Source organism: Rhizobium sp. N324 (genome assembly GCF_001664485.1).
Taxonomy (GTDB): Bacteria; Pseudomonadota; Alphaproteobacteria; order Rhizobiales; family Rhizobiaceae; genus Rhizobium.
The window spans coordinates 286,649-301,921 of record NZ_CP013633.1 but is presented as its reverse complement, the minus strand read 5'-3'; the positions used below and the strand labels follow the sequence as shown (position 1 = coordinate 301,921).

Genomic DNA, 15,273 nt, shown 5'->3' with positions numbered 1-15,273 from the left:
GATGAAAGAGATCATGCGGAAGATTGTCGAACAGCCCTTTGATGTCGAATTCCAGAACCCAATCGTACTTCCAGCACCGCTGACGCGTTACCCCAACGGCATCCAAAGCCGACTTCATCGGCCTGTAGCCATAGGAGTCTGGCAAGAAGAGCGGCTCTAAATCCGGCTCAATCATCTGCTTGACCACCATCTGCGCGATCCGATCACTGACCGTCGGCACACCCAAAACCCTTTCGCCTCCGGTCTTCTTTGGAATGGAGACGACGCGCACCGGCGGCGGAAAGTAAGCCCCAGCCACCACGGCTCTTTATCGCAGCAGTTCGGACTGGTTTGAGACCCGCTCCTGAAAGCCGATCCCGGAGGGCCATCCTCCATCATTCACGCAGCTTCACGTTACGGGGTTAGCTCATACTGAACTCCTTCCGTGCCTCTGCAGCACACTTTCGTCGATGAAGATCAGCTGTTCTGGATCGAGATTCAGTTGGCCGTCGAACCAGACACGCCGGCGCTTTAGGACATCCGGCTGGTTCCGCAAAGCCAATTTTTTCGCCGATACCAAGCTCGACGAATACCTCAAAGCCCTTTTCTGTGTAGTACGGCACTTCATTCGGCACGATCATAGTGCGGAATTCAGAAGGGTATTTTTCGCGCACGAAAACGATTTGTCTAGACATGTTCCGCCTCGATTTCGGAGAATACTTTCGGTTAAAGCGCTTCCACAATATTTGGATGCGTTATTCTTGTTCCAAGAAGACGCTTGTGCTCGCTAATATCGATCCGGGATGGACGAAATACGTCGCGCAACGCGGTGATACTCGCGTACGGGTCTAGCGAACCACAAAAAAATACGTCTATCGCGACCATGCGTTCTTCGTGCCAGGTATTTACGCAAATGTGCGATTCAGCGAGAATTGCGAAGCCCGTGACGCCCCCATCTTCGCTATATTTTCTATAACTCGATTCCAACATCGTTGCGCGGCAGTCATGAACGGCTTGCGCTACCGCCGCCTCAATCGCTTCAGCATTTCCCGTATTTTCTGCATCCCACATATCGATAAAGAGATGGGTTCCGGCGCATACTCGGTCTGAGCTAGGGTAATTTATTCCGCCTTTAGGCGCTCCGTTCAGCATATATATGCTCCGCTTCTTGATCGTGTCCAATGGAGTGGTGTAGCTGGATTTCATAGCCATCGGTGATTTCCGGTAGGGTCGGGTTGCTTAGAGCCAACCTGAGGGACACCACCGATGACCGACGACATGATGAACCTGCGCTCACTCGTTCAGAAGAGCGCCGATGCCGATTTGCTGCGCGAGATGATCGGCTTTACTGCCGAGAAGCTGATGGCGCTGGAGGTCGGCACGAAGACCGGCGCGGGCTATGGCGAGAAGAATGGCTTCCGACTGGCCCAGCGTAACGGCTATCGCGACCGGGATTGGGAGACACGGGCGGGCACCGTCGAGCTGCGCATTCCCAAGCTTCGCACAGGCAGCTATTTCCCGAGCTTTCTCGAACCACGCCGGATGGCCGAGAAGGCCCTGACGGCGGTCATCGAAGAAGCCTATATCCAAGGCGTTTCGACCCGATCCGTCGATGACCTCGTCAAGGCCATGGGCATGAGCGGCATCTCCAAAAGCCAGGTATCCCGGCTGTGCGAAGAAATCGATGAGAAGGTGAAGGTCTTCCTCGACAGGCCCATCGAAGGAGAATGGCCCTACCTGTGGATCGATGCGACCTCCCTCAAGGTTCGGCGCGGTGGTCGTATTGTCTCCGTCGCCGTAATCATCGCCGTCGGCGTCAACACCGACGGTCGACGCGAGGTGCTCGGCACGTCCGAGGCCGAGGCGACCTGGACGGAGTTTCTTCGAAAGCTGACCAGGCGGGGTCTGCGTGGCGTGAAGCTCGTTGTCTCCGATGCGCATGAGGGCATCAAGGCCGCAGTATCGAAGGTGCTCTCCGCCACCTGGCAGCGCTGCAGGGTCCACTTCATGCGCAATGCCTTGGCCCATGCTGGAAAGAGCGGACGCCGAGTTTTCTCCGCCTTCATTGCCACGGCCTTCGCTCAGGACACGCCGGAGGCGGCAAGCACTCAGTGGCGCAACGTCGCCGACCAGATCAGGCCAAAGGTACCGAAGCTCGCCAGTCTTATGGACAGCGCCGAGCAAGACGTGCTCGCCTACATGTCCCAAGCAGCATTGGGCCAAACTTCACTCGACCAACCCGATTGAGCGATTGAACGGCGAGATCAAGCGGCGGACAGAGGTCGTCGGCATCTTCCCCAACGACGACGCCATCGTGCGCCTGGTCGGTGCGCTGCTGCTCGAACAGAACGATGAATGGGCCGTCCAGCGATCCCGCTACATGACACTTGAGACAATCGCCACAATGAGCGATGATCCCCTCATCAGCCTGCCAGCAGCAAGCTGACACTCATCCGGCTGGGATGAGCCGTGGTCGTCTAAGCTACACCACGTCCTGGGACATGATCCGCTTCTTGCTTTTGCATTGGGTGTGCAGGCGGCATAGCCATGATCTCCGTGGTGGCTTGGAGAATATCCTTTACGGAGGCTTCGTCTGGGCTTGTACCGCCGGCAATTGGATAGATCTCAGAGGACTCGCCAAAATTCCTTAACAACGACAGCATGGGACCGGGCGACACCGCCCAATCCAAATAGGTATATTCATTCCCCTGAACCGTGTTTCTCAAAGGGTGTTGGACGGCCCAGTTCATGCTGATTGTGATCAGAGAGCCCGTTTTCCGCCAGCTTTCTAAGGCCGAAAACAATTGCTGCCTTTCAGCAGCTCCCTCGCCCATGCCAAATAGGAGGGATACCCCAACCTTGATTCCGGCTTCGGACAAGATCTCAACTGCTTTGTCCGCGCGTTCCATCCACGAACCCTTCTTGGTGGCGATGTTCTTGTGAAGACCTCCAACAAGTTCTGGGCGCGGTGTCTCGACCCCGATGAAAAGATATTCCAGGCCCATGCGGCCTAGTCTTCGTGCAAGGGCTGGGTTATTGACAATTTGGTCAATGGTCGCTTGTCCGCCAAGCCGCACAGGATTTTCGAGTGGGTCGAATACCTTTTCAAACTGGGCTACGAGGGCCGAATTCCATCCAAGAAGAGTTGAGTCTTCAATGAACGCCGAGACAGGAAAGTTTTCGCCGTAATCTGCCTTGACTACGCGGCGGGCTGCTGCGAGTTGGCCGCATAACCGGTGGGGGCTTATCTTGAACTGTCGAGGAGGCCCGACAACGCTGATCCTCTCACTGCAGAAGATACAATCATAGATACATCCACGCCCGATGTCGCTGAAGACGTGCGCGGTAGGCGCGCCACCAAACACGTCAAAGCTAGTTGTAATTCCGAACATTTCGGCTGGGGATGGCATCCCATTATAATCGAGCGGCATGCCCGAAGAGCACACAGTGTGGACCTGATCGTCCATGATTGTGCCGGCGATCCAGTGCCCCGGGGTGGTCGTCAGGTGGCCCAATGAGAATTTCGCCTCCCTTGGCGAAAAACCTCTTGCTTCCAAGGAAGCTACGACGCACCCAATTTCCGCCATAAAGTGTTCACCATCTCCGGAGAGCACGATGTCGAAACAGCTGGAAACTTTTCCGTCAGCAATTAGCCGCAGAGGGGACGCTAGATGATGTCTTACACGATTTTCGTCATCCCGATATATTGTTTCGGTGGCGTGGCGACCGCCAAGAACGATACAAACGTCATCGCCTAGAAACTCTCTGATGTATTTCGCTGTCTCAATCGCACCACGGAAGCATATCGACATCGCTCCTATGAGAACTAAATTGGGCCGGACCCGGACTAATAGCGGCGTTAGCCTTCGCTGCACATCGTCCATGTCAGATAGCAGAAGCGTTGATTGTCGCCTGTCACTCCTGGTGCCGCGCCAATTGCTTTCGCCCCATGCACCTTCCGCCTTGGATGCCAGTGACGCAGCATATCTGCAGGCATTGTAGAGGCTTGCCGGATCGGCGCTTGATAATGCCATTTCGCCCGCCTCGCCGTGAGAAAACTGGGGAGCAGAACACGCGATTACACGTAAGCCCACGGGCTTCCTCCACTATCTGTAATATTTTTTGAAATGATTCGGGCGGTTAAGCGATCTTTTCTCCGGTATTAGACTCGGTCGTATCCGATGGCATAAGTATTGATACAACAATAGGGCTAGTATAACCGCGAAGCACGCAGAATACACCAAGTGGTAATGCCCGGTATATTTGATAATCCGTCCTCCGCCGAAATTGCCTAAGAGCCCGATTTAAAAGAAGTTGAGCGATAACAGGCAGTTGTGATTCCCTATTGGTGCTGCATCAAATGGGGTTTCGATGAGCTGGACTGCTATCGCTCGCCGTGAGCATAACCGAGACGTGCTTCGTTTTCCAAGTGATTTGAAGGACCGGGAATGGGCGTTGATCAAACCGCTGATCCCGCCAGCGCGTCGTGGCGGGCGGCGTCGGACGACGAATATGCGCTCGGTCGTGGAGGCAATCCTCTATATCGCCTCGAGCGGCTGCCAATGGCGCATGCTGCCGGGCGATTTTCCGCCGGTTTCGACAGTGCGCGGTTATTTTTATGCTTGGCGCGCGATCGGACTGTGGCAGAGCATCAACCAGCTTCTGGTGATGGCGGCGCGGGAAATCGAGGGACGGGAGGCGCAACCGACGGCAGGGATTATCGACAGCCAAAGCGTTGCGACGGCGCACCCCATGTCCTCAAGGCGATCCGCCGCCGTTTTCCGTGGCTGCGCCACATCTTCGCCGATGGTGGCTACGCCGGAGCCAAGTTGAGGCGAGCAATGTGCGGCCATGGTGACTGGACGATCGAAATGGTCAAGCGTTCGGATCACGCCAAGGGCTTCGTCGTCCTGCCCAAGAGATGGGTGGTGGAAAGAACTTTCGCCTGGCTTGGACGCTGCCGCCGTCTCGCCAAGGATTGGGAGAAATCGATCGAAAGCGCAACCGCATGGGCGCAAATCGCTTCAATCAGAATGCTCACAAGGCGCATCGCAAGATATTGGATATACGAATGAACTTTTGAATCGGGCTCTGAGACGCGGGTGCGCTACGGCTATCGTCGCGTGCATGTGCTTTTGGAACGCGAGGGTTGGGGCACCAACATCAAGCGAACCTACCGCATTTACAGGGACTTGGGGCTACAGTTGCGGAACAAGACACCGAAGCGGAGGGTAAAAGCCAAGCTTCACGAGGATCGGCACATGGCCGTCGGACCCAACGACGTCTGGGCGATGGACTTCGTTCACGACCAACTCGCAACGGGTAAGAAACTGCGCGTGCTGACGGTGGTCGACACCTTCTCGCGCTACGTGCCGGTGCTTGATCCGCGTCATAGCTATAGAGGCGAAGACGTTGTGCAAACCCTTGAACGGTGTGCCAAAAAGCCGGCTATCCGAAAACGATCCGTGTCGACCAAGGGACCGAGTTCGTGTCGCGCGACTTGGACCTGTGGGCCTATTCCAAGGGTGTGACGTTGGACTTCTCACGCCCCGGCAAGCCGACTGATAATGCTTTCATCGAAGCGTTCAATGGCCGCTTCCGTGCAGAATGCCTGAACCAGGATTGGTTCCTGACCCTTGCGGATGCCCGCGAAAAGATGGAGGATTGGCGTAGATACTACAATGAGGAAAGACCTCATGGTGCGATCGGCAACAAGGTGCCGATCTCGTTGGTGAATTCGGGAGGCGCAACCAGCCCGCCTCCCTGAATGAAGCCGGAAAACTCTAGCATCCGGTGGTCCAACGTTTGGGAGCGGTTCAAGACCGCCGAGGCTCTAATCGCCGTCAGTGGCAGGTCAGGATCGAAAGCTTCAACATTTTTCGATTGGGAGCTGGGTGCGATTGTCTCCAGTTTTCGGATCCGTTGTCCTGCTGATAGTCGCGGTCGACCTAGCGGTGCAAGTGATGCCATCACGACACCGTCTGTCGGCTTTGTCTGATCGGCGACATTAGGTTTGTTTGGCAGTTTCCTGTGGTGGTTCGGAGTAACTTTCTGAAACCCAACAAAAAGATCTTTCCTTTGGCTCGATCGGCCCACATGGCACGGGTTTTGAAGATTGCCATGCGAGGCGGCGCGAGCTGCCTGCCTTTTACTCAGCGATGGATGGAACGAAAGAAGGAAGGCGATATGTCAGATTTGCGTCAAATCGCATTTTACGGCAAAGGGGGGATCGGCAAGTCCACCACCTCCCAAAATACGCTCGCAGCGCTTGTCGACCTCGGGCAGAAGATCCTGATCGTCGGATGCGACCCGAAAGCCGACTCCACCCGGCTGATCCTGAACGCCAAAGCACAGGACACGGTTCTGCATCTGGCAGCGCAGGAAGGTTCGGTGGAAGACCTTGAGCTCGAGGACGTGCTCAAGGCCGGCTACAAAGGCATCAAGTGCGTGGAGTCCGGCGGTCCGGAACCGGGCGTCGGCTGCGCCGGGCGCGGCGTCATCACCTCGATCAATTTCCTTGAAGAGAACGGTGCATATGACGATGTCGACTACGTCTCCTATGACGTGCTCGGCGATGTGGTGTGCGGTGGCTTTGCGATGCCGATCCGTGAGAACAAGGCCCAGGAGATCTACATCGTGATGTCCGGCGAGATGATGGCGCTCTATGCCGCCAACAACATCGCCAAGGGCATTCTGAAATATGCCCATTCCGGCGGCGTGCGGCTCGGCGGCCTGATCTGTAACGAGCGCCAGACGGACCGCGAGCTCGACCTCTCCGAGGCGCTGGCTGCCAGGCTCAATTCCAAGCTCATCCACTTTGTGCCGCGTGACAACATCGTTCAGCACGCCGAGCTCAGGAAGATGACGGTGATCCAGTACGCGCCGGACTCCAAGCAGGCCGGGGAATATCGGGCGCTAGCCGAGAAGATCCATGCCAATTCGGGCCAAGGGACCATTCCGACCCCGATTACCATGGAAGAGCTCGAAGACATGCTGCTCGACTTCGGCATCATGAAGAGCGACGAGCAGATGCTGGCCGAACTACAGGCCAAGGAGTCAGCGGTGGTTGCGGCTCAATAACTGCCGCTGTCGACAGGACGCGCTGGCCCTTGCGCCAGCGCGTCCTTCCAAGAAAGCCGCTTCGGCGACGACGACCTAACCCGAACCTTGAAAGGGGCAGGGGCCCATGAGCCTTGATTACGAGAATGACAGCGTTTTGCATGAACAGCTCATTGCGGAAGTGTTAGCGCAATATCCAGACAAGGCGGCGAAGCGCCGCAAGAAGCACCTCAGCGTCGCAACGAGCGGCGACGAGCCTGGCGATGAGCCGAAGGCCCTTTCCGAATGCGACGTCAAATCGAACATCAAGTCCATTCCGGGCGTGATGACGATCCGCGGCTGCGCCTATGCCGGTTCCAAAGGCGTGGTATGGGGGCCGGTCAAGGACATGGTCCACATCTCGCACGGGCCGGTCGGTTGCGGTCATTATTCCTGGTCGCAACGCCGCAACTACTACGTCGGCCTGACGGGCATCGACACGTTCGTGACGCTGCAGTTCACCTCAGACTTCCAGGAAAAGGACATCGTGTTCGGCGGCGACAAGAAGCTTGAACAGGTCATCGACGAGATCGAGGAGCTTTTCCCCCTCAACAACGGCATCAGCGTGCAGTCGGAATGCCCGATCGGGCTGATTGGCGACGACATTGAGGCGGTGTCGCGCAAGAAGGCCAAGGAGCACGAAAAGACGATCGTGCCGGTGCGCTGCGAGGGCTTCCGCGGCGTCTCGCAATCGCTCGGCCACCACATCGCCAACGACGCCATCCGTGACTGGGTTTTCGACAAGAACGAAGTCGAGTTTGAGACCGGCCCTTACGATGTCAACGTCGTCGGCGACTACAATATCGGTGGCGACGCGTGGGCTACGCGCATTCTATTGGAGGAGGTGGGGCTGCGCGTGGTCGGCAACTGGTCGGGTGATGCCACGCTCGCTGAGGTCGAGCGCGCGCCAAAGGCCAAGCTGAACCTCATCCACTGCTACCGCTCGATGAACTACATCTGTCGGCACATGGAGGAAAAATACGGCATCCCGTGGATGGAATACAATTTCTTTGGTCCGTCCCAGATCGAAACCTCCCTGCGCGAAATAGCCAAGCACTTCGGTCCGGAAATCGTCGACAAGACCGAGGCTGTCATCACCAAGTACCGGCCCCTGGTCGATGCTGTCGTCGACAAGTACCGGCCGCGCCTCGAAGGCAAGACGGTGATGCTCTATGTCGGCGGCCTGCGTCCTCGCCACGTCATCACGGCCTATGAGGACCTCGGCATGCGGATCGTCGGCACCGGCTACGAGTTCGCCCACAACGACGACTATCAGCGCACCGGCCATTATGTGAACAAGGGTACGCTGATCTATGACGACGTGACCGGTTACGAGCTGGAAAAGTTCATCGAAGGCATCCGCCCCGACCTTGTTGGGTCCGGCATTAAAGAGAAGTATCCGGTGCAGAAGATGGGCATCCCCTTCCGCCAGATGCACTCCTGGGATTATTCCGGCCCGTATCACGGCTATGACGGCTTCGCCATATTCGCCCGCGACATGGATCTGGCCATCAATAATCCGGTGTGGGATCTCTACGACGTCCCCTGGAAAAAAGAGGCCGCGCCAGCTGAGGCGGTTGCGGCCGAATGAGAGCCTGGCCTGTCTTGGGAAGGGGCAGGCCAGGCTCTTCCCATCGGACTTGATCCGCACTCGTGACAGATGACATCCCATTGCCGCCACCGGTGCGGCGCGATGAAAAGAAAGGTGCTTACTATGCCGCAGTCGGCGGAAAAAGTTCTTGACCATGCTCCCCTGTTCCGCGAGCCGGAATACAGGCAGATGCTCGCCGAGAAGAAAGCCAATTTCGAATGCCCCCACCCGGATCAGGTCGTTGCCGATCAAAACGACTTCACGAAGACCTGGGAGTATCGCGAAAAGAACCTGGGCCGCGAAGCCCTGGTCGTGAACCCGGCCAAAGCCTGCCAGCCGCTCGGTGCCGTCTTCGCAGCCGCAGGCTTTGAGCAAACGATGTCCTTCGTCCATGGCAGCCAGGGCTGCGTCGCTTATTACCGTTCGCATCTGTCGCGTCACTTCAAGGAGCCTTCATCGGCGGTCTCGTCCTCGATGACGGAGGACGCGGCAGTGTTCGGCGGGTTGAAGAACATGGTCGACGGGCTCGCCAATACATACAAGCTCTACGATCCAAAGATGATCGCCGTCTCGACCACCTGCATGGCCGAAGTCATTGGAGACGACCTCCACGGCTTCATCGAAAACGCAAAGAACGAAGGGTCGGTCCCGCACGACTTCGATGTTCCTTTCGCCCACACGCCTGCCTTCGTCGGCAGCCACGTCGATGGCTATGACGGCATGATCAAGGGCATTCTGGAGAACTTCTGGAAAGGCAACGAGCGGAAGGAGGTTGCTCAAGCCATCAACATCATTCCCGGCTTCGACGGCTTCTGCGTCGGCAACAACCGCGAACTGAAGCGCCTGCTCGACATGATGGGCGTATCCTACATCTTCATCCAGGATGCCTCCGACCAGTTCGACACGCCGTCTGACGGTACGTACCGCATGTATGACGGCGGCACGAAGATCGAGGACTTGAAAACGGCGTTGAATGCCGAAGCGACCCTGTCGCTGCAGCACTATAACACGCGCAAAACGCTGGAATATTGCAAGGAGGTCGGTCAGGTTACGGCTTCGTTCCATTATCCGCTGGGTGTTCAGGCGACCGACGAATTCCTGATGAAGGTCTCGGAGATTACCGGCAAGGAAATTCCTCCGGCAATCGGCCTGGAACGCGGCCGTCTCGTCGACGCTATGGCAGATAGCCAAGCCTGGCTGCACGGGAAGAAATACGCGATCTACGGCGATCCTGACTTCGTCTACGCCGTTGCCCGGTTCGTCTTGGAAACCGGCGGTGAGCCGACCCACTGCCTTGCTACCAACGGCACGTCGGCCTGGGAAGCCGAGATGAAGGCGTTGCTCGCATCCTCGCCCTTCGGCAAGGATGCCCAGGTCTGGGCGGGCAAGGACCTGTGGGCGTTGCGCTCGCTGCTCTTTACCGAGCCGGTTGATCTTATGATCGGCAATTCCTATGGCAAGTATCTCGAGCGCGACACCGGCACCCCATTGATCCGGCTGACCTTTCCGATATTCGACCGGCACCATCACCACCGTTTCCCGCTCATGGGCTACCAGGGCGGCCTGCGCGTCCTGACGACGATCCTCGACAAGATCTTCGACAAGCTCGATCGCGAGACGAGCGAGCCGGGTGTGACGGACTATTCTTACGACCTGACCCGCTAGGAGCGGCGGCGGTCGGCCTTGCTAGGCCGGCCGCCTTCATCTGAACTTGGAGACCGCAATGCCCTTGCTCAATGCTAAAGTCCAGGATGTCTTTGACGAGCCTGCCTGCGAGAAGAACCGCAGCAAGGATTCCAAGGCGCGCAAAAACGGCTGTTCGAAGCCGCTGATCCCCGGGGCGGCAGCCGGCGGATGCGCTTTCGATGGCGCCAAGATCGTGCTGCAGCCGATCACCGACGTCGCGCACCTGATCCATGGGCCTCTCGGCTGTGAGGGCAATTCCTGGGACAACCGCGGATCGGCTTCCTCAGGTCCAACGCTCTGGCGCACGAGCTTCACGACCGACCTCACTGAAACCGAAGTGGTGATGGGGCACGGCGAGCGGAAACTTTTTAAAGCAATCCGCGAGATCAAGGAGGCCTATGCTCCACCGGCGATTTTCGTCTATTCGACCTGTGTGACAGCATTGATCGGCGACGACATCGAGGCCGTCTGCAAGCGGGCCGCGGAAAAATTCGGCCTTCCGGTGGTGCCGGTCAACGCACCGGGCTTTGCCGGCTCCAAGAACCTTGGCAATAAGCTCGCCGGTGAAGCGTTGCTCGATCATGTGATCGGCAGCGTAGAGCCGAACGACGTGACCGCCTACGACATCAATATCATTGGTGAGTTCAACCTATCCGGCGAGTTTTGGCTGGTAAAGCCGCTTCTTGACCGGCTGGGGATCAGAGTAAGGGCCTGCATTCCAGGAGACGCCCGATATCTTGACATTGCTTCTGCGCATCGCGCCAAGGCGTCCATGTTGGTGTGCTCGACAGCACTCATCAACCTCGCCCGCAAAATGGAGGAGCTCTGGGATATCCCGTTCTTCGAAGGCTCCTTTTACGGAATTACCGACACCTCGGAAGCACTCAGACAGATAGCCAAGCTGCTCGTGATGCAGGGGGCGGATCCCGAAATCCTCGAGCGCACCGAGGCATTGATCGCGGAGGAGGAGGCGATTGCCTGGATGAAACTCGCAGCATATCGACCAAGGCTTGAAGGCAAGCGCGTGTTGCTCAACACCGGCGGCGTCAAGTCCTGGTCGGTTGTCCATGCGCTGATGGAGGTGGGCATCGAGATCGTGGGCACCTCGGTCAAGAAATCCACGCCTGAAGACAAGGAACGTATCAAGCAACTCCTGAAAGACGAAAACCACCTGTTCGAGTCGATGGCGCCGCGCGAGCTTTATAACATGCTCGCCGACGGTAAAGCCGACATCATGTTGTCTGGCGGGCGCACGCAATTCATCGCGCTGAAGGCCAAGACACCTTGGCTCGATATCAACCAGGAACGCCACCACCCCTATGCCGGCTATGACGGCATGGTGGAGCTCGTTCGCCAGATCGATCTTGCTATTCACAATCCGATCTGGATGGAGGTGCGGGAGCCGGCACCGTGGGAATGCCAGCATGCGGTGGAAGAAGAACTGACGAATACCAAGAGCGAGAACGAGACTGGGTACGTCTTGCAAAACTTTGTCGGCGCGGTCGCCGGCAGCTTCGGCAAGCGTTGAGGAAAGCCGATGGTTCAAGTCTTTCCCCAGACCAAATCAGCTGCGGTCAATCCGCTGAAATCGTCGCAGCCGCTCGGCGCCGCGCTCGCCTTTCTTGGCGTCGAGCGTGCCGTGCCGCTGTTCCACGGCAGCCAGGGCTGCACCAGCTTGGCGCTGGTACTTTTAGTCCGGCACTTTAAGGAAGCCATTCCCTTGCAGACAACGGCATTGAACGCAGTGGCGACGATTCTTGGCGGCGCAGGCAATCTGGAAGAGGCGATCCTAAATCTCAAGAGGCGCGCAAAACCCAAGCTGATCGGAATTTGCACGACAGCCCTGGTGGAAACCCGCGGCGAAGATTTCGCAGGCGATCTCGCCAACATCAAGCGGGATCGTGCCGATGAGCTCGCGGGTACGGAGGTTGTGCTGGCGAATACCCCGGATTTCGAGGGAGCGATCGAAGAGGGATGGGCGAAGGCCGTCATCTCTATGGTCGAGCGCATCACCACTCCAGGCGAGCAGAGCCGCCACCAAAAGAAGATTGCGATCCTACCAGGATGGCATCTGACAGTCGCTGACATCGAGCTTCTGCGCGAAACGGCCGAAAGCTTCGGTCTGAAGCCGGTGATCCTGCCGGACATTTCCGGCTCTCTCGACGGCACGGTGCCCGGCGATCGTTGGGTTCCGACCACCTATGGCGGTACTCCCGTCGACGAGATACAAGAGCTTGGCACGGCGGCGCAATGTATCGCGATCGGCGAGCATATGCGCCGCCCCGCAGAGCTACTGCGGACCCGGACGGGAGTCCCTTACGCATTGTTCCAGTCGCTGACAGGATTGAAACGAGCCGACCGGTTCGTCTCGTTTCTTTCTGAGATTTCTGGTGCGCCGGTGCCAGCAAACATCCGCCGTCGCCGAGCACAGCTGCAGGACGCCCTGCTCGACGGACATTTCCATTTCGGAGGCAAGAAGATCGCAATTGCTGTGGAGCCGGACCAGCTCTACCAATTCGCTACCTTCTTCACCGGCATGGGCGCCGAAATCGCGGCAGCGGTCACCACGACCGGCACCTCAAAAATACTCGCGGAAATGCCGGCCGAATCGCTCCAGGTCGGTGATCTTGGCGATCTCGAAGAACTTGCCGTCGGCGCTGATCTTCTCGTCACGCATTCGCATGGACGACAAGCGGCGGAGCGCCTTGGGATTCCGCTCATGCGGGTGGGCTTCCCGATATTCGACCGACTCGGCAGCCAGCATAAGCTCACAAGTCTCTATCAGGGAACGCGCGACCTGATCTTCGATGTTTCCAACATCTTCCAGGCCAATCAGCGCGCGCCGTGTCCTGGATCGCTTGATCCCTCCCGCAAAGGAGAACTGCCTAGATGATCGCCGCTCGTCGCCTTTCCCTCGTCCCTGACGGGGTTCACTCGTCAGCTCCAAAACGGAAGGCTGGCGCGTTGCGCGTCGCAATCGCCACTCAAGATATGAAATCTCTCGACGCCCATTTCGGATCGGCAAAACGTTTCGTCGTCTATGATGTGAGTCCCGACGACTGGAAACTGGTGGAAGTCCTGGACTTCGAAGACGTTTCCGACCAGAGCGGAAAGCATCGGAACGAGGACGTCGATCGTATTAACCCGAAGGTGAAGGCGTTGGAAGGTTGTCACCTATTGTTCTGTCTGGCGATCGGTGGGCCATCGGCAGCCCGAGTTGTTTCGGCCAAAATCCACCCAATTAAAGTATCCGATCCTCAACTGATCGAAGATGTTTTGTCGCGAACTCGGGCGATGCTCAGGACTACTCCGCCACCCTGGTTACGCAAGGTGCTAACCGAAGCAGGCGCCATTGAAAAGAAGCCTTTCGATGAGGAGGACTAAGAAATGGGTACATTGACAGGAAGTACGGATGGCCCTGCTGTCAACGAGGATGGGGATCTCGCCACCCCTTTTCTCAGATGCCTGATAAGGCTCATTCGCGCTCAGGATGCCCATGGGGCGTGGGAAGGCAAATCGGACGCTGACCTGCTGGCCGACTTCATCCTCACCAAGGAGCAGCGCCGTAAGATCCCGATCATAGGCGATCCGGATCCGTACGTGCTGTGGAGGCTACAGAATTTTTACAGTTGCGTGGGGCTTGTGATCGAAGAGTGCACAGGCCTGTTGGCATCGCCGATCATGACGATCGGCCATGAGGGCTTCGGCCGCTTGCTTTTGACGACTGGACGGTTGGTCGTTCTGTCGAAGACCCTGCGCGATGTCCACCGGTTCGGCTTTGAGACGCTAGGCAAGCTCGCCGAGACCGGCACGAAAATGGTCGATGACGCTATTGAAGTTATCGAAACCTATCCCGACGTGGCGCGGGCATCATGAAATCAATTTTCGAGGAAAGAGATCATGTCAGACATTGTGGAGCAACTGAAGAAGGTCCGCAAGCTGCAGTCCCGCGCCGCCGCTGCCAAAATCTCAGCATTTGCAATGGCCAGAACGAGAGTTCGATGGTGAGCTCACTGGCATGATCATGGCTCTCAACCACGCGGCGGTTGCCGCCTGAAGAACTGCCAGACTCTCGTTGCCGCAGACGACATTGCTGCGCAATCTCGCGAACAAATCAGGAGAACGGTGTTGCGTTTCACAATCTTTTGCGGCCTCCTGCTGCTCGTCGTCTGGGCGAAGGCACTAACGAGTTACTTCGTCTGGCATTCCATCCACGAAGTCATCGTTGCAATGGTGGCTAGTTTGTTGCTTCTTCAGTGGGCGTATATCGCAAGCCTGCTCTTTTCCATCTGGCAATCCAGCCGTAATTACAGGAGTCGCCAAAGGGCTAGACGATCCGATCATCGCTAGACTAGAACGTGGTCAGCCACAGCCTATCATGAGGGCGAAAACCTCGGCGTTCTTTGGAACGCCTCTCATCAAATCAGATCCAACCATGAGTCAACGGAATTCGAACCTGCCGGATGACGTGGATGCGTCGAGAGCCCTATCGCCGCGCAAGCTCTGCAACCTCGGCCGTGCCATGATGACGTGTAACAGGTGGCCTGCTCATGCCCTATCTGTGGTGGCTCCGACTTCATTCGCGGCGGCGAGACCGTCAGCGAAGTGCTGGACTATGTTCATGCGTCCTTCCGTGTCGTGCATCATGTCCAGCCCCGCTTTACCTGCAAAGCAAAATTGGCCCTTGTTTAGATAGTCGAGGCCGCACTGCCAGAACACAGCGAGGCGATTTTGTCTTGTGGCCAGGTATGTGAAAGACGCTCATGCGAGCCAGCAGCACTGGACAGGAGAGGTCAGCATTTGAATTTAAAAAGGGTACCTTGATCCAAAAGTGGATGTGCTCGCTTCAGTAGCTGAATTGGATGGTCTGTACCGCGTCCAGAGGACCATAAAGAAACGTAAGTTATAAGGCTGAGCCT

At 57.2% G+C, this 15,273-nt stretch carries 10 protein-coding genes and 5 pseudogenes; 11 read left to right on the top strand and 4 right to left on the bottom strand.

The features are described from left to right. Positions 1 to 7 precede the first annotated feature (7 nt). The 3 genes and pseudogenes from AMK05_RS26930 to speD form a co-directional block, all read right to left on the bottom strand. Positions 8 to 295, bottom strand: a pseudogene (locus AMK05_RS26930) (reverse transcriptase domain-containing protein); the annotation flags it as partial. A 138-nt stretch (positions 296 to 433) separates the two neighbouring features. Continuing rightward, positions 434 to 532: pseudogene (locus AMK05_RS36275) on the bottom strand (IS630 family transposase); the annotation flags it as partial. A 173-nt stretch (positions 533 to 705) separates the two neighbouring features. After that, positions 706 to 1,191: an adenosylmethionine decarboxylase gene (gene speD / locus AMK05_RS26925; protein ID WP_018247191.1), complete on the bottom strand. Its 486-nt coding sequence runs from the start codon at positions 1,189 to 1,191 to the stop codon at positions 706 to 708. A 54-nt stretch (positions 1,192 to 1,245) separates the two neighbouring features. On the opposite strand from speD, the pseudogene AMK05_RS26920 reads away from it, so the two are divergent. Further along, a pseudogene (locus AMK05_RS26920) lies at positions 1,246 to 2,425 on the top strand (IS256 family transposase). Between the two features lie 31 nt (positions 2,426 to 2,456). Here the strand turns inward: AMK05_RS26920 and AMK05_RS26910 are convergent. Then, positions 2,457 to 3,791, bottom strand: coding sequence for a radical SAM protein (locus AMK05_RS26910; protein ID WP_237352246.1), 1,335 nt, complete (start codon positions 3,789 to 3,791; stop codon positions 2,457 to 2,459). A gap of 559 nt (positions 3,792 to 4,350) precedes the next feature. On the opposite strand from AMK05_RS26910, the pseudogene AMK05_RS26905 reads away from it, so the two are divergent. From AMK05_RS26905 to AMK05_RS36125, 10 genes and pseudogenes are all read left to right on the top strand, one after another. Beyond that, positions 4,351 to 5,054, top strand: a pseudogene (locus tag AMK05_RS26905) (transposase). 18 nt (positions 5,055 to 5,072) lie between these two features. Next, a pseudogene (locus AMK05_RS33895) lies at positions 5,073 to 5,746 on the top strand (IS3 family transposase); the annotation flags it as partial. 419 nt (positions 5,747 to 6,165) lie between these two features. Next, the gene (gene nifH, locus AMK05_RS26895) at positions 6,166 to 7,059 is read left to right on the top strand and encodes a nitrogenase iron protein (RefSeq protein WP_004675840.1); all 894 of its coding nucleotides are present in this window, start codon (positions 6,166 to 6,168) and stop codon (positions 7,057 to 7,059) included. Positions 7,060 to 7,165: 106 nt separating this feature from the next. After that, positions 7,166 to 8,668, top strand: a complete 1,503-nt coding sequence (nifD, locus tag AMK05_RS26890) for a nitrogenase molybdenum-iron protein alpha chain (RefSeq protein WP_010023084.1) — start codon at positions 7,166 to 7,168, stop codon at positions 8,666 to 8,668. Positions 8,669 to 8,791: 123 nt separating this feature from the next. Then, positions 8,792 to 10,333, top strand: coding sequence for a nitrogenase molybdenum-iron protein subunit beta (nifK, locus tag AMK05_RS26885; protein ID WP_004677342.1), 1,542 nt, complete (start codon positions 8,792 to 8,794; stop codon positions 10,331 to 10,333). A 58-nt stretch (positions 10,334 to 10,391) separates the two neighbouring features. After that, positions 10,392 to 11,882 carry a nitrogenase iron-molybdenum cofactor biosynthesis protein NifE gene (gene nifE / locus AMK05_RS26880; RefSeq protein ID WP_064842698.1) on the top strand — a complete coding sequence of 497 codons (1,491 nt, stop codon included), beginning with the start codon at positions 10,392 to 10,394 and terminating at the stop codon, positions 11,880 to 11,882. A 9-nt stretch (positions 11,883 to 11,891) separates the two neighbouring features. Continuing rightward, entirely contained in the window at positions 11,892 to 13,247 is a 1,356-nt protein-coding gene (gene nifN, locus AMK05_RS26875) for a nitrogenase iron-molybdenum cofactor biosynthesis protein NifN (RefSeq protein ID WP_064842695.1), read from the top strand. Further along, positions 13,244 to 13,738, top strand: coding sequence for a nitrogen fixation protein NifX (gene nifX, locus AMK05_RS26870; RefSeq protein WP_008536565.1), 495 nt, complete (start codon positions 13,244 to 13,246; stop codon positions 13,736 to 13,738). Before nifN ends, nifX begins: the two co-directional genes overlap by 4 nt. Positions 13,739 to 13,741: 3 nt before the next feature. Next, positions 13,742 to 14,230, top strand: a complete 489-nt coding sequence (locus AMK05_RS26865) for a NifX-associated nitrogen fixation protein (protein ID WP_064842693.1) — start codon at positions 13,742 to 13,744, stop codon at positions 14,228 to 14,230. A gap of 663 nt (positions 14,231 to 14,893) precedes the next feature. After that, positions 14,894 to 15,046 carry an IS66 family transposase zinc-finger binding domain-containing protein gene (locus AMK05_RS36125; RefSeq protein ID WP_196411598.1) on the top strand — a complete coding sequence of 51 codons (153 nt, stop codon included), beginning with the start codon at positions 14,894 to 14,896 and terminating at the stop codon, positions 15,044 to 15,046. Positions 15,047 to 15,273 lie beyond the last annotated feature (227 nt).

Bases quoted from the DNA above. Each gene is read 5' to 3' on its own strand.
- speD (WP_018247191.1), bottom strand. From the start codon at position 1,191: ATGGCTATGAAATCCAGCTACACCACTCCATTGGACACGATCAAGAAG.
- AMK05_RS26910 (WP_237352246.1), bottom strand. From the start codon at position 3,791: ATGTCGATATGCTTCCGTGGTGCGATTGAGACAGCGAAATACATCAGA.
- nifH (WP_004675840.1), top strand. From the start codon at position 6,166: ATGTCAGATTTGCGTCAAATCGCATTTTACGGCAAAGGGGGGATCGGC.
- nifD (WP_010023084.1), top strand. From the start codon at position 7,166: ATGAGCCTTGATTACGAGAATGACAGCGTTTTGCATGAACAGCTCATT.
- nifK (WP_004677342.1), top strand. From the start codon at position 8,792: ATGCCGCAGTCGGCGGAAAAAGTTCTTGACCATGCTCCCCTGTTCCGC.
- nifE (WP_064842698.1), top strand. From the start codon at position 10,392: ATGCCCTTGCTCAATGCTAAAGTCCAGGATGTCTTTGACGAGCCTGCC.
- nifN (WP_064842695.1), top strand. From the start codon at position 11,892: ATGGTTCAAGTCTTTCCCCAGACCAAATCAGCTGCGGTCAATCCGCTG.
- nifX (WP_008536565.1), top strand. From the start codon at position 13,244: ATGATCGCCGCTCGTCGCCTTTCCCTCGTCCCTGACGGGGTTCACTCG.
- AMK05_RS26865 (WP_064842693.1), top strand. From the start codon at position 13,742: ATGGGTACATTGACAGGAAGTACGGATGGCCCTGCTGTCAACGAGGAT.